The 13,969-nt window shown below is 71.1% G+C and carries 11 protein-coding genes; 6 read left to right on the top strand and 5 right to left on the bottom strand.

Annotated features, from left to right (window positions below; translation table 11 throughout):
• Positions 1–69: 69 nt before the first annotated feature.
• The gene (locus ACWD12_RS25540) at positions 70–942 is read right to left on the bottom strand and encodes an alpha/beta fold hydrolase (protein WP_450101517.1); all 873 of its coding nucleotides are present in this window, start codon (positions 940–942) and stop codon (positions 70–72) included.
• Between the two features lie 172 nt (positions 943–1,114).
• Here ACWD12_RS25540 and ACWD12_RS25535 point away from each other — a divergent pair, with 172 nt between their 5' ends.
• Positions 1,115–1,900 (top strand): rhomboid-like protein, encoded by a 786-nt coding sequence (locus ACWD12_RS25535; protein WP_450101516.1) that lies wholly within the window; start codon positions 1,115–1,117, stop codon positions 1,898–1,900.
• A gap of 12 nt (positions 1,901–1,912) precedes the next feature.
• On the opposite strand, the gene ACWD12_RS25530 is transcribed toward ACWD12_RS25535, so the two are convergent.
• The gene (locus ACWD12_RS25530; protein ID WP_450101515.1) at positions 1,913–2,413 is read right to left on the bottom strand and encodes a rhodanese-like domain-containing protein; all 501 of its coding nucleotides are present in this window, start codon (positions 2,411–2,413) and stop codon (positions 1,913–1,915) included.
• 175 nt (positions 2,414–2,588) lie between these two features.
• Here ACWD12_RS25530 and ACWD12_RS25525 point away from each other — a divergent pair, with 175 nt between their 5' ends.
• Together ACWD12_RS25525 and ACWD12_RS25520 are read left to right on the top strand one after the other, a co-directional pair.
• Positions 2,589–3,593 (top strand): helix-turn-helix domain-containing protein, encoded by a 1,005-nt coding sequence (locus ACWD12_RS25525; protein WP_450101514.1) that lies wholly within the window; start codon positions 2,589–2,591, stop codon positions 3,591–3,593.
• Between the two features lie 413 nt (positions 3,594–4,006).
• Positions 4,007–5,422 carry a DUF2252 domain-containing protein gene (locus ACWD12_RS25520; RefSeq protein ID WP_450101513.1) on the top strand — a complete coding sequence of 472 codons (1,416 nt, stop codon included), beginning with the start codon at positions 4,007–4,009 and terminating at the stop codon, positions 5,420–5,422.
• 65 nt (positions 5,423–5,487) lie between these two features.
• Here the strand turns inward: ACWD12_RS25520 and ACWD12_RS25515 are convergent, their stop codons facing one another.
• Positions 5,488–9,171: a hydantoinase B/oxoprolinase family protein gene (locus tag ACWD12_RS25515; protein ID WP_450101512.1), complete on the bottom strand. Its 3,684-nt coding sequence runs from the start codon at positions 9,169–9,171 to the stop codon at positions 5,488–5,490.
• A gap of 253 nt (positions 9,172–9,424) precedes the next feature.
• A complete protein-coding gene (locus tag ACWD12_RS25510) occupies positions 9,425–10,018 on the bottom strand; it encodes a TetR/AcrR family transcriptional regulator (RefSeq protein ID WP_358356512.1) in 594 nt (197 codons plus the stop codon).
• Positions 10,019–10,246: 228 nt separating this feature from the next.
• On the opposite strand from ACWD12_RS25510, the gene ACWD12_RS25505 reads away from it, so the two are divergent.
• Both ACWD12_RS25505 and ACWD12_RS25500 read left to right on the top strand, forming a co-directional pair.
• Positions 10,247–11,029: a hypothetical protein gene (locus tag ACWD12_RS25505; RefSeq protein ID WP_450101511.1), complete on the top strand. Its 783-nt coding sequence runs from the start codon at positions 10,247–10,249 to the stop codon at positions 11,027–11,029.
• Between the two features lie 486 nt (positions 11,030–11,515).
• The gene (locus ACWD12_RS25500) at positions 11,516–11,845 is read left to right on the top strand and encodes a rhodanese-like domain-containing protein (protein ID WP_358356516.1); all 330 of its coding nucleotides are present in this window, start codon (positions 11,516–11,518) and stop codon (positions 11,843–11,845) included.
• Between the two features lies 1 nt (position 11,846).
• Here the strand turns inward: ACWD12_RS25500 and ACWD12_RS25495 are convergent, their stop codons facing one another.
• Positions 11,847–12,563 (bottom strand): PaaI family thioesterase, encoded by a 717-nt coding sequence (locus ACWD12_RS25495; protein ID WP_358356518.1) that lies wholly within the window; start codon positions 12,561–12,563, stop codon positions 11,847–11,849.
• Positions 12,564–12,741: 178 nt separating this feature from the next.
• Between ACWD12_RS25495 and ACWD12_RS25490 the strand changes: the two genes are divergently transcribed.
• Positions 12,742–13,969 (top strand): AMP-binding protein (locus ACWD12_RS25490; RefSeq protein WP_450101510.1); only part of this gene is annotated, 1,228 nt, incomplete at its 3' end.

Raw genomic sequence — 13,969 nt, 5'->3', positions numbered from 1 at the left:
GGACGCCGGAGCGCGGTTGTGACAGCCCCGGCCGAAGAAGGGTGCGCGACATCCGCGGACAGGTGCCGGTCAGGCGCGGGCGTCGAGGAAGGCGGCGATGAGCGGGGCGATTTCCGGGAGCTTGTCCTCCAGGGCGAAGTGGCCGGTGTCGAGGAGGTGCAGTTCGGCGTCGGGCAGGTCGCGCAGGTACGCGCGGGCGCCGGGCTCGGGGAAGAAGAAGTCGTTGCGGCCCCAGACGACGAGGGCCGGCGGGCGGTGGGTGCGCAGCCATTCCTGCCAGACCGGGTAGAGCGCCAGATTGCTGTGGTAGTCGAGGGCGAGGGCGACCTGGACGGCGTCGCGGCCCGGCAGGTCGAGGAAGTGCTGGTCGGCGGTCCACCCGTCGGGGGCGACGAGTTCGGGGTCGGTGGTGCCGCCTTCGTACTGCGAGCGGGTGACCGGGAGGGCGAGGAGTCCGCGCACCGCCTCTTCGGCGCCGGGTACGCCGGGCCGGTTGGCGGTCATCTCGCGGGCCGCGTCGGAGAGCCCGTCGAGGTACGCGTTGCCGTTCTGCACGATCAGGCCCTCGATCCACTCCGGGTGCCGGGTGGCGATGCGGAAGCCGACCGGTGCGCCGAAGTCGAAGACGTACATGGAGAAGCGGTCGAGCCCGAGGGCCAGCAGGAACTTCTCGGTGACGTCGGCGAGCGCGTCGAAGGTGTAGGTGAAGGACTCGGCGTCCGGGGCGTCGCTGTGGCCGAAGCCCGGGTAGTCCGGAGCCACCAGGTGGTAGTCCGTCCCGAGCGCGTCGATCAGGCGCGCGAACTGCCTTGAGCTGGACGGGAATCCGTGCAGCAGGAGGAGGGTCGGCGCGTCGGCGGGCCCGGCCTCGCGGTAGAAGACCCGCAGACCGTCGACCTCGATGTGGCGGTGCCTGACCTGGGGGAGGACGAGGGCGGGCATGGCGGACCTCCGGGTTTCGGGCGTTGTTCGGTGCACTCCAGACACTAATGGATTTTCTCTCTTCTTTCCATTAGTTCGAGAGAATCGCCTTGGCCGGTGGTGGCGCACAGGTGGAGTCGGATGCGGAGATTAGTATCGTTTTGCCCTGATTTCTTAGGTCGGGAGGACGTGCGTGGCCGCCGTCGTCGTCGTGCTCGCGCTCGTCGTCGCCTGGTACGCCCTGCGCGGCCTCGCCCAGTTCTGGGCACCCGCCGCCGACGTCGCGCGGCGCCTCTCACCCTGGACCGTGCGCCTGCGGGCGTGGGTGCTCTCCGCGCCGGCGACGTTCACCTACATCGTGCTGTTCACGGCGGGCACCTTCGTGCAGAAGACCGCGTCCCCGAAGCTGATCGACCTGCTCACGCGCATGGACAGCACCAATCTGTGGCGGCTGTCCGACGACCCCGCGACGGTGCTGGTCACCAGCGCACTGTGGGTTGCGGACGAGGGGTCGGGGCTGGCCATGTACGCGGCGGTCTTCGGTACGGTCGTCGCTTGGGCCGAACGCCGCTACGGCACACCGCGGTTGATACTCATCGCGATCAGCGCGCACGTACTCGGGTCGCTGTGCACCGCGCGTATCGAGAGGTGGGCGATCGACAGCGGCCGCGCGCCGGAGACGCTGGTGCTCGCCACCGACGTCGGGGTCAGCTACATAATGGTCGGCAGCTGCGCGGCTGCGGTGCTGATCATGCGCGGCCGGGTGCGCTGGGTGGGGGTCGCGGCGCTGGTCGTCACCGTCGCCGTACCGGTGTTCGTGAGCCGGACCATCTGGGACCTCGGCCACCTTCTCGCGACGCTGTTCGGCCTGGGCACCGCGGCACTGGCGCTGCTGGCGGCCCCGCCGCGCGACCCGCCTCCGCTGACCGAGCCGTGGGCCCGGGAACCGGCGGTCGGTGGGCGTGTCGTGCCCCGCTGAGCCGATGTTGTGTCAGCAGGCGCACGAGACACCCGAGATGGGCGCGGTGAGCGGGTCGGGTGCGGTACGCGACGTACCGCCGGTCGACTCGACCTCGAAGCCCTCCCGCGCCCAGTACTCGAAGCCGCCGATCATCTCCTTGACCGGGTAGCCGAGCCGGGCGAACGCCAGCGCCGCCTTCGTCGCGCCGTTGCAGCCAGGACCCCAGCAGTACGTCACCACCGTCACGCGGCTCTCCGGACCGCCGATCAACTGTGGGGCGAGTTCCGCGATGCGCGCGGTGGGGATGTGCAGCGCGCCCGGGATGTGCCCCTGGTCCCAGCTCACCCGGCTGCGCGAGTCGACCACGACGACGCCGGGTGCGCCCGAGGTCAGGTCGGTGTGCACGTCGGAGACATCGGCCTCGAAGGCGAGGCGGGCGGCGAAATGCGCGGCCGCGGCCTCGGGCGCGGCGGCCGGGACGGCGGTGACCGCGGACTCGATCGCGGCGGCGGCCGCGAACTGCATCGTCACTTCGTGCTCCTGGTGGGTGTGGGCCTCGGCTTCCGGAATGTTCCGGGGAGCCCGGGAAGTTCCGGGAGTTCCGGGCGGGTGACCCGCGGCGTCTCCCGCGGACAAGGAAGATCTTGTCCCGGCGGGCCAGGGCCTCGACAGTGGCGCTAACGACCACTATCGCTAACATTTCGCCATGACGTTCGTCGACCTTCCGGCACCCGCCCCAAGCGCCGAGCCGCACTGCGGGACCGTCGCCGTGCTCGCCTTCGAGGGCATGGCGCCGTTCGAGATGAGCTCGGTCGTGGAGATCTTCGGACTCCCCCGTCCCGAGTTGGGGGTCCCCTGGTACCGGCTGTCCGTGTGCGGCGAGACGCGCGAACCGATGCGTGTCCTCGGCGGCTTCTCGATCACCGTCGAGCACGGCCTCGACGTGCTGGCGTCGGCGGACACCGTGATCATCACGGCGGTGCCGGACGTACGCGGCGACGCCTCACCCGCCCTCGTCGAGGCGCTGCGCACGGCGCGGGCGCGGGGCGCGCGCATCGTGTCCATCTGCTCCGGCGCGTTCGCACTCGCCGCCGCGGGGCTCCTCGACGACCGCGTGGCCACGACCCACTGGAAGTACGCGCACCTGCTCGCCGAGCGCTACCCGCGCGTGCGGGTCGACCCGGACGTCCTCTATGTCGACGGCGAGGACATCCTCACCAGCGCGGGCAGCGCCGCGGGCCTCGACCTGTGCCTGCACCTCGTACGCAAGGACCACGGCGCCCGGGTGGCCAACGCGGTGGCCCGGCGCCTGGTCGTCCCGCCGCACCGGGAGGGCGGCCAGGCGCAGTTCATCCAGGCGGCGGTCGGCGAGGTGGCCGCCGACGACGGCATCGGCCGCTCGATGGCCTGGGCGCTGGAGCACCTCGCCGAGCCGATCACGGTCGCCGACCTCGCGGCACAAGCGCGTGTGTCGCAGCGCACCTATCTGCGCAAGTTCTCCGCGCAGACGGGGACGAGCCCGGTGCGGTGGGTGCTTGCGCAGCGCGTCGCGGCGAGCCTCAGCCTGCTGGAGGACACCGCGGCGTCGGTCGAAGAGGTGGGCGCCGCCGTGGGGTTCGAGAGCCCGGTGACCTTCCGGCACCACTTCGGGCGGGCGATGGGGACGTCGCCGTCGGCGTACCGCCGCACGTTCCGCACCACCGTCGCCTGAGCGTCCGCGCACACCGCGGCGCTCGATGTCCGGAACTTCCGTGCGTGGCAAGGCTCGTCACGGGCGTGGCCAAGGATCACCGAAGGCCGCCGTCCCGAATCGTTCGGGACGGCGGCCTTTGCCGTACGGGTGTCTGCGGCGGTTGGTCAGACCGCCGTGGTGCCGGCGCGGCGCTTGCGTGCGTACAGCGCGAAGCCGCCGCCGACCACCAGGAGGCCCGCGGCGCTGCCCGCGATGACCGCGGTGCCGCAGGGACCACCGGCAAGGTCGGCTTCACGACCAAGTCCGACGCCACCGTGCGGATCGAGCGGAGTTAATGGGGTGGTAAAGCCGGACCGGGACGCGGTGGGAAGCCGGACGGAGGGGTAGTTTCGGGACGGCCCGCCGGTGGGGTGGGGGACGGAGGTGCTGGCATGGCGATCGGTGACACGGCCCGTTCGGCGGTGGCGGATCCGGTGGCCGAGGGACGCGACTTCGCGGTTCCCGGGTTCCGGGCGCGTGGGGACGTCGCGGCGCGGAACCGCGGCAAGGCGCTGCGCAAGGACGTGTCGCGGACCGCGCACGACCGGTTCGTACCGGCCGCCGACCGGCCCGCGGTGCTGGACGTGGTCGAGCAGTCCAACGAGGGGCGCCTGCCCGAGCTGGTGCCGCTGCGGATAGGCCGCATGGTCGCCACGCCCTTCGCGTTCCTCCGCGGATCCGCTGGGCTCATGGCGGCGGACCTCGCGCAGACCCCTGCCACCGGGGTGCACGCGCAAATCTGCGGCGACTCGCATGCCGGCAACTTCGGGCTGTACGGCAGCTCGGACGGCCGCCTGTGCATGGACGTGAACGACTTCGACGAGACGGTGCGCGGGCCCTGGGAATGGGACCTCAAGCGCCTCGCCGCCAGCCTCGTGGTCGCCGGTCGGGTGAGCGGCGCGTCGGAGGATGTGTGCCGCGAGGCCGCACACGACGCCGCCGAGGCGTACCGGCGCACGCTCGCGCTGCTCGCCGGCATGCCGGTGCTCCAGGCCTGGCAGGCGATCGCCGACGAGTCACTGGTCTGGCACGCGGAGGCGCACGACCTGACGGGTCATCTGCAGCAGGTCTCGGCGAAGGCACGGCGCAACACCAGCGACCGCTTCGCGGCCCGTTCGACCGTCGAACTCGACGACGGGCGCCGCCGCTTCGTGCCCGATCCGCCGGTGCTCACGCTGGTCTCCGACGAGACGGCCGAGGCGGTCGCGCTGTCGCTCGCCGGGTACGTGCAGACGCTGTCCCCGGACCGCCGCCCGATGTTCGAGCGGTTCGTGGTGGAGGACGTGGCGTTCCGCGTGGTCGGCACCGGCAGCGTGGGCCTGCGCGCGTACGTCGTGATGCTGGAGGGCAGCGGGGACGAACCACTCGTCTTGCAGGTGAAGGAGTCCCGGCGTTCGGCGCTCGCGCCGTACCTCGACATCGGCGACGCCGAACACGAGGGCCGCCGCGTGGTGTTCGGGCAGAAGGTCATGCAGGCGGTCGCCGACTCGCTGCTGGGCTGGACGACCGTCGAGGGGCGGCACTTCATCGTGCGCCAGTTCCGCAACATGAAGGGCAGCATCGACGCGAGCACGCTGCCCGCCGAGCAACTCGACGACTACGCGCGGATGACCGGCGCGCTGCTCGCCCGCGCACACAGCCACTCCGTGGACCCGAAGCTGCTTGCCGGCTATTGCGGCAAGAGCGGCAAACTCGACGAGGCGGTCGCGGCTTTCGCGGTCACGTACGCCGACCAGACCGAACGCGACCACGCCGAACTGGTCACCGCCGTCAAGGCCGGAGCACTGCCCGCCGAGACCGGCGTCTAGGCGCGGCGCGGCCGCGGACGGCGGCCGCGGGGGATCCGTCGGGAACCTCGCGGCACTGCCCGTCGTCAGGGGCGGTTCGGTTCGCCGTACCCTCCGCCGCCCGGGGTTTCGATCACCAGGACGTCGCCCGCCGCAACTTCGGCGACGTCGCAGCCGGACATCGCGGCCGTCTCGCCGTCCGCCCGTCGAATCAGATTGCGGCCCAGGGCGCCCGGGGCGCCGCCGGCCATCCCGTACGGGGGGACCCGGCGGTGGCCCGAGAGCGTGCACACGGTCATGGGTTCGAGGAACCTGATGCGCCGCACGGCCCCGTCGCCGCCGCGGGTCCGACCCGCCCCACCGCTGCCGTGCCGGACGGCGAACTCCTCCAGGAGCACCGGGAACCGCCACTCCAGGACCTCGGGGTCGGTGAGCCGTGAGTTGGTCATGTGGGTCTGGACCACCGAGGCGCCGTCGAAGCCGTCTCCCGCGCCCGAGCCCGAGCCGACCGTCTCGTAGTACTGGTGGTTCTCGTTGCCGAAGGTGATGTTGTTCATCGTGCCGGAGCCTTCGGCCTGCACTCCCATCGCGGCGTACAGGGCGCCGGTGACCGCTTGCGAGGTCTCGACGTTGCCGGCCACGACGGCGGCCGGGTACTCGGGGGCGAGCATCGAGCCGGGCGGGATCACGATGGTCAGCGGGCGCAGGCAGCCCTCGTTGAGCGGGATTTCGTCCGCGACGAGGGTGCGGAAGACGTACAGGACCGCAGCGGAGACGACCGACGAGGGGGCGTTGAGGTTGGTGGCCAACTGCGGTGACGTTCCGGTGAAGTCCACGGTCGCGGACCGGTTCGCACGGTCGACGGTGATCCTGACGGCGATCGTCGCGCCGGAATCGGTCTCGTAGGTGTACGCGCCGTCGTCGAGGGCGTCGATGACGCGGCGGACCGCCTCTTCGGCGTTGTCCTGCACATGCCGCATGTACGCTTGCACGACGTCGAGCCCGAAGTGGTCGATCATGCGGCCGACTTCCTCGACGCCCTTGGCGTTGGCCGCGACCTGGGCGCGCAGGTCGGCGAGGTTCGCCAGCGGGTTGCGCGACGGGTGGGCGGCTTCGGTCAGCAGGCGGAGCGACTCCTCCTCGCGGAACCGGCCGCCGTCGACGAGCAGCCAGTTGTCGAGCAGCACGCCCTCCTCGTGGATGTCGCGGCTGTCGGCCGGCATCGAGCCCGGCGTGATGCCGCCGATCTCGGCGTGGTGGCCGCGGGCGGCCACGAAGAAGAGGATGTCCGGCGACTTGCCCGACGCGCCTGACCCGCCCGGCCCCGCCGAGGCGTCCGGCGCGCCTGACTCGACCGACTCACCGGACGTGCTCGGCTCCGCGGTGCCCGCGGCGAACACCGGGGTGATGACCGTGACGTCCGGCAGATGCGTGCCGCCGTGGAACGGGTCGTTGACCGCGTAGACATCGCCGGGCTTCATGTCGGTGCGCCGCCGCACGACCTCCTTGACCGACCGCCCCATCGAGCCCAGGTGCACCGGAATGTGCGGTGCGTTGGCGATGAGGTTGCCCTCCGGGTCGAACAACGCGCAGGAGAAGTCCAGGCGTTCGCGGATGTTGACGGACTGCGCGGTGGATTCGAGTGCGCTGCCCATCTGTTCGGCGATCGACATGAACAGGTTGTTGAAGATCTCCAGCATGACGGGGTCGGCCGTGGTGCCGGCGTCGGATTCCGCCGGGTCGGCCATGCGTTCGACCCGCAGGTGGCCTTCGGTGCTGAGGGTGGCCTGCCAGCCCTCGTCGACCACGGTGGTGGAGTTGGGGTCGGAGATGATCGCGGGGCCGGTGACCGCGGTGCCCGGTGTCATGTGCCGGCGTCGGTGCAGCGGGACGTCACGCCAGGCGCCGGTGGAGTACATGCGTACGCGCACCGCTTCGGCCCCGGGGACGGCGTCGTCGAGGCCGCGCAGATCCGGCTGGTCGGTCAGACCCGTCACCTCGACCGAGACCGACTCCACGACGAGCTGACGGTCCATCAAGAAGGAGTACGTGCGCTTGTGTACGCCCTCGAAGGCGTTCACCATGGCGCCCGGCCCGGCCAGTTCCACCGCGAGGGCCGTGTCCGTGCCGTCGTAGCGCAGGTGCGCGCGTCGGGTCACGCGGATGCGGTCCTCGGGTACGCCCTCGTCGAGCAGTTCGCCCCGCGCGGCGGCTTCGAGGGCGTCGGCAGTTGCGACGACCCTCGGCATGTTCGCGGCGGACAGCGGCGCCTCGACGGAGTGCTCGCGCATCGCGGTGGTGTCCGCCAGGCCGATGCCGAGTGCGGACAGCACCCCGGCCATCGGCGGTACGAGAACGGTGCGGATGCCGAGGGAGTCGGCGAGCGCGCACGCGTGCTGGCCGCCGGCGCCGCCGAACGTGGTGAGGGCGTACTCGCCGACGTCGTGGCCCTTTGCCACGGAGATGCGCTTGACCGCGTTGGCGGTGTTGGCCACCGCGACGCGCAGGAACCCTTCCGCCACCTCCTCGGGCGTACGGTCGTCGCCCGTGGTCGCGCGGATCTCGGCGGCGAGTTCGGCGAAGCGCAGGCGCACTTCGTCGGCATCGAGCGGCTGGTCGCCGCCCGGGCCGAACACGTGGGGAAAGTGCGCGGGTTGTACGCGGCCGAGCATCACGTTGGCGTCGGTAACGGTCAGCGGCCCGCCGTTGCGATAGCACGTGGGGCCCGGGGCGGCGCCCGCAGACTCGGGGCCGACGCGGTAGCGGCCGCCGTCGAAGCGCAGGATCGAACCCCCGCCCGCCGCGACGGTGTCGATGGCGAGCATGGGGGAGCGCAGCCGCACGCCGGCGATGAGGGTGTGGAAGACCCGTTCGTACTCGCCCGTGTAGTGCGACACGTCGGTCGAGGTACCGCCCATGTCGAAGCCGATGACCTTGTCGAAGCCCGCCAGCTCCGACATCCGGGCCATACCCACGATGCCGCCCGCGGGGCCGGACAGGACCGCGTCCTTGCCGCGGAAGTGCCCGGCCTCGGCGAGTCCGCCGTTGGACTGCATGAACATGAGCGGCACGCCGGGCAGCTGGTCCGCGACCTGGGAGACATAGCGCCGCAGCACGGGCGAGAGGTAGGCGTCGACCACAGTGGTGTCGCCGCGGGGCACCACCTTCATCAGCGGGCTGACCTCGCTGGACAGCGAGACCTGCGGGAAGCCGAGGTCCTCGGCCAGTGCGCCGATCGCGCGTTCGTGGTCGGGGTGGAGGTGGCTGTGCAGGCAGACCACCGCGACGGAGCGGATGCCGTCGTCGTACGCGCCGCGCAACTCCGCGGCGAGCGCCTTCAGGTCGGGGGCGCGCAGCACGGTCCCGTCCGCGGACATGCGCTCGTCGGCCTCGATCACCCGCTCGTACAGCGACTCGGGCAGCACGATGTGCCGGTCGAAGATGCGCGGCCGGTTCTGGTAGGCGATCCGCAAGGCGTCACCGAACCCGCGCGTGATCACCAATGCGGTGCGCTCGCCCTTGCGTTCGAGCAGGGCGTTGGTGGCCACAGTGGTACCCATGCGCACCTGCTCCACCAGCTCGGAGGTGACCGGCTCGCCGTCGGCGAGGCCGAGCAGCGCGCGGATGCCCGCCACCGCGGCGTCGCGGTAGTGGGCCGGGTTCTCGGAGAGCAGCTTGTGGGTGACGAGTCGGCCGTCCGGTCGTCGCGCGACGATGTCGGTGAAAGTTCCGCCGCGGTCCACCCAGAACTGCCAAGCACGCCCGGTCACGTTGCCTCCTGTCGTCACGCCCGATGCCATCCTGCTGCATTCGGGACGTGTCGTCGGCGTGCCGGCAGTGCGTTTGTGGGATCAGGGCGGACTCGCTCGCCCCCGGGTGGAACCGCGGTGGCGAGCACTGGCAGGTGCTTGCCGCGCCACCGCGGGCCCGTGGTCGATCCATGCGTCCCTGGTGCACCCGACGACCGGCTCCGTTCTACGGAGTTGACGGACCCGGTCCTCGGTTTGTCGCGTGGGTTCCCGCTCAGCCCTGCGGTTGCTTCACCGCGGCTATGGACTGGCGGGTGAACTCGACCAGGTGTTCCCGTCGGCGGGCCTGGGCTTGTTCGGATTCCGTCTCGGTGCCCAGGATGATCCGTGCCATCTGGGGCATCGTGGACTGCCACGCGGCGACCCCGATCAGCGAGAACAGGAGCTGCGCCACATCGGGGGTGGGCTGCACGCCGAGTTGCTCGGCGAACTCCTGGAGCTTGACGGCGTAGCTCGTGGCCCGCCGGTCCTCGTCGGGGATCGGCTCGTGGCCGTAGTACAAGGCCTCCCACAAGAGCAGCCGGAGCAGCTCGGGGCGGGCGCAGTAGAAGTCGTAGATCTGCGCGACGTACTCGGCCGGGTCGTCACTGGACATCGTGACGACCGCGGTCAGCTCTTGCAGCGACTCACTGAGGACGTGCTGGAACAGTTGCTCCTTGTTTCCGAAATACGCATAAATGCGCTCCTTGTTCACCCCAGCGCGCAGGGCGATGCGGTCGACGCGGGCGCCGGCGATGCCGTGCTCGGCAAACTCCGCTCGGGCGGCGTCGAGAAGTTTGGCTCGGGTACGTGCGGTGTCGGGCGGCATGGCTGGATCTTATCCCCTCTAGCCAACTGCTTGGTTGGATCGACTGGCCAGGGACGGCCCGACCATGCTGCCCTAACGCTTAGGCTGGCGTGGGCTGTTGTGCGTGATTTGATCTTCTCGACACCTATCAGGTTTGTTCCAGGGGGGCCTGGAATGCATCCGCAGGGCGTTCCCCGCGGGCCGACAGCCCTGTCGCGCGGCCGTGTTCGACACCGGAAGAGGGCTTGAATGGACGAGGGCAACGCACCGGCGATCTGGTCGGATCCCCAGGTCGCGGCCCTGGAGGCCCAGGTCACCGCGGTCGAGGCGGGCCTGCTGGACGCCGAGGTGGACGTCGCGACGTTGCGCGTCGAACTGGACAATCTCGCGATCGTGCACCACCGGCGTCTCGGACCGCTGTACGAACGCCTCGACGAACTGGACGCACTCGTCGCCGAGGCGGTCGCGGCACGCAGCCGCGACGCCGACGACATCCGCCGTGCCCTGGAGGCGCGGGCGATCGTCGATCCGATGCCCGACCTCGACGAACTGATGGACGCCTTCGCCGCCGAGACGGGTGCGGCGCCCGAGGTCGAAGTGCGGCGGGTGAAGCCGAGTGACGAGGCGCGCCGGCTCTACCGCGAACTCGCCCGCCGGGCGCACCCGGACCTCGCCCAGGACGCGGCCGAGAAGGAGCGCCGGGGGGACTTCATCGCGCGCGTCAACGCCGCGTACTCGGCCGGTGACGTGGCGACTCTCATGGCCCTGGACGACGAGTGGACGGCCGGATCCGCGGGTGCGCCTGAAGTGGTGCCTCCGGACCGTGCGGAGTGGCTGCGCGGCCGACTGGCGCTGCTGACGGCCCGTCAGCAGCAGTTGGCGGCCGAGCGGGAGACGCTGTTGGAGAGTCCCATGGGCCAGTTGCTCGCGCTCGCTCCGGACGACCCGGACGGGCTGTTGGAGCACCTGGCCGAGCAGCTGCTCGCGCGCATCGACGAGCGCGAGAAGGAACTCACGTCGCTGCTGGGGTAATTGTTCGGATTCGTGGCAATTGACCGATGGATTTCGGTCAATTGGGGCCGGCCCGGTCCGGCCGGATGGGCGTCGGCCGGACCGGGCCGGGTCGGTGGGCTGATCACCGATCAGCGGGTGTTCCGATGAATCACACGATCTACCTGAAATTCGGGCATATCAATCATCTTGTGGGCGTGTTGCCCGACGAAACCCGTTCAGCACGCCAGTTGCGCCGTTAGAGGCGGCGCAAGCGGCACGAGACAGCACGAGGCAGCACGAGGCAGCACGGTGGCGCGGTGACGACGTCGAGGCGGCACACGGCAGGCGTAGGACACGCGCACGGCACACATGCGACGCGCGGGCGGCGCGCAGACGGCGTGCGAAGCGACCGGCAAGATGAGCGACCGGCAAGATGACGGAGAATGGGCGGACGGGGAGCCCGACCCGTGCCACCACACACCCCACCCGCCACACACCCACCCCCACAACTCCCACGGAGAACCGATGCACCAGTCGCTTCCGGCCGTCGGCGCCGCCGAAGTCCCCGCCGACGCCTTCGTGCTCGACGTCCGCGAGGACGGCGAATGGGTCGCCGGGCACGTCGCGGACGCCGTGCACATCCCCATGGGCACGCTGATCGGCCGCATCGACGAGGTGCCGCAGGAGGCGCGCGTGTACGTGATGTGCCGCGTCGGCGGGCGCTCGGGCCAGGTCACCGCGTACCTCGTGCAGCGCGGCTGGGACGCGGTCAACATCGACGGCGGCATGCTCGCGTGGGAGGCGGCCGGTCGTCCGATGGTCTCGGAGACGGGCACGCCGCCCTACGTCGCCTGACTCACGCGCCGGCGTCCGCGGGGACGCGGTCGGAGACGAACACGGCCGTCGCCTCGGCCGTCACGACGTCCCCGACGCGGATCTCCGCGGTCGCGAACGTCTTCCGCCCTTCGCGGCGTACGAAGCGCGCCGCCACGTCGAGCGGCACGTCGTACGGCGTCGCCTTGCGGAACCGGATGTCCAGTCCGGCGGTGAACCCCGCCGGCCCGCTCGCCGACGCCGCGACACCCAGGACCTGGTCGAGGACCGTCGCGACCACGCCCCCGTGCGCGCGTCCCGGCGGACCGCCGTGCTGCGCGGTGAGCGTGACCCGCGCGAGGATCTCGACCGGCTCGCGCACCTCGCCCGGCTCGGCCGGCTCGGGCAGGTTCAGGTACTCGACGCGCGGCGCCTGCGGGTTGAGGCGGCCGGAGCCCGCCTGCGACAGGTGTTCGTAGCGCCCGTTCTCGTGGCGTACCAGCTGCACGACCGAGTCCTTGGGCCGCTGGGCGGCCTTCAGCAGCGCGGTGGCCTCGGCGACGTGGGTGCTCGCCGCCGCCCGGGCCGCGGCGTCCACGTCGGTCAGCACGACCGCCTCGACGAGGTCGCGCACCCGCTCCACCAGCTCGAACGCTTCGGGCGGGATGTCGGCGATGTCGGGCATGCCGGCGCCCAGCATGGCCGCCAGCGTGGACGCGGACGGCCCGGTCAGGGCCGGCGCGTGGGGGTCCGGACTCATGCCGCCACCTCGCTCCGCGCGCCGGTCGCATTCGCGAAGCGCGTCCCCTCGCTGATTCGCCTGCTTCGCTCGTTCATGCGTGCTCCTCGTGCGGCCTGACGCGTGTCAGTTGACAGTGTCAATCATGCGGACAGAATTCATCTGACGGTGTATCAGGAATCCGGCGGAGGAGCACACCATGGTCACGATCGCCGAATTGGTCCACGCCCAGGTCGGCGACGATCGTCCGGGTCTGATGTACGAGGACCTGGTGTGGACGCATGACCAGGTTGCCAAGGCCGCTGCTGCCCGTGCCGCGTTCATCGCCGACCGGCTGCCCGCGGGTGCCGCTCCGCACGTGGGTGTGCTGCTGGACAACGTGCCGGAGTTCCCGATGTGGCTGGAGGGCATCGCCGTGGCGGGCGGGACGCTCGTCGGCGTCAACTCCACCCGGCGTGGCGCCGAGCTGGCCCGTGACATCACCCACGCGGACTGCTCGTTCCTCGTGACCGAGCGCGCCTATCTGCCGCTGCTCGACGACTTGGACCTGGGTATACCGGCCGAACGCATCCTCGTCGTCGACGACCCGGGATACGACGAGGTCCTCGCGCCGTACACGGGCGCCGCGCTGCCCGGCACCGAGGTGGCCCCGGGCGAACGCCTGCTGATCGTCTTCACTTCCGGCTCCACCGGCGCCCCCAAGGGCGTCATCTGCTCGCAGGGCCGTCTCGCGGGTGCGGGCACGGCGCTGACCGACCAGTTCGGGTTCGACGAGGACGGTGTGCACTACATCTGCATGCCGATGTTCCACGGCAACGCGCTGATGGCCAACTGGGCGCCGGCGATGCGGGCCCGGGGCGCGGTGGCGCTGCGCCGCAAGTTCTCCGCGTCCGGGTTCCTGGAGGACGTGCGGCGGTACGGGGCGACGTACACGACCTATGTGGGACGCGCGATCTCCTACATCCTCGCGACCCCCGAGCAGCCCGACGACGCCGACAACTCGCTGCGCAACGCCTTCGGCACCGAGGCCGGGACCGTCGACATGCAGCGCTTCGAGAAGCGCTTCGGCACGAAGCTCACCGAGGGGTACGGCAGCTCCGAAGGCGGCATGAGCGTCAACTGGCAGCCGGGCACCCCGGACCGGGCCGTGGGTCCGTGCCCGCCGGAGGCCGCGTTGCTGGACCCGGCCACCGGCAAGGAGTGCCCGCGTGCGGTGTTCGACTCCGCGGGGCGGCTGGCCAACGGCGACGAGGCGATCGGCGAACTGGTCAACCTGGGCCGCAACGGCTTCGAGGGCTACTGGCGCAACGACGACGCCAACGCCGCCCGCATCCGCGACGGGCAGTACTGGACCGGCGACCACTTCTACCGCGACGACGCCGGATACCTGTACTTCGCGGCCCGCTCGGACGACAAACTCCGCGTCG

This window comes from Streptodolium elevatio (genome assembly GCF_053592165.1).
Note: the sequence above shows the minus strand (reverse complement) of the source record. Positions and strands in the feature narration are given on the sequence as shown.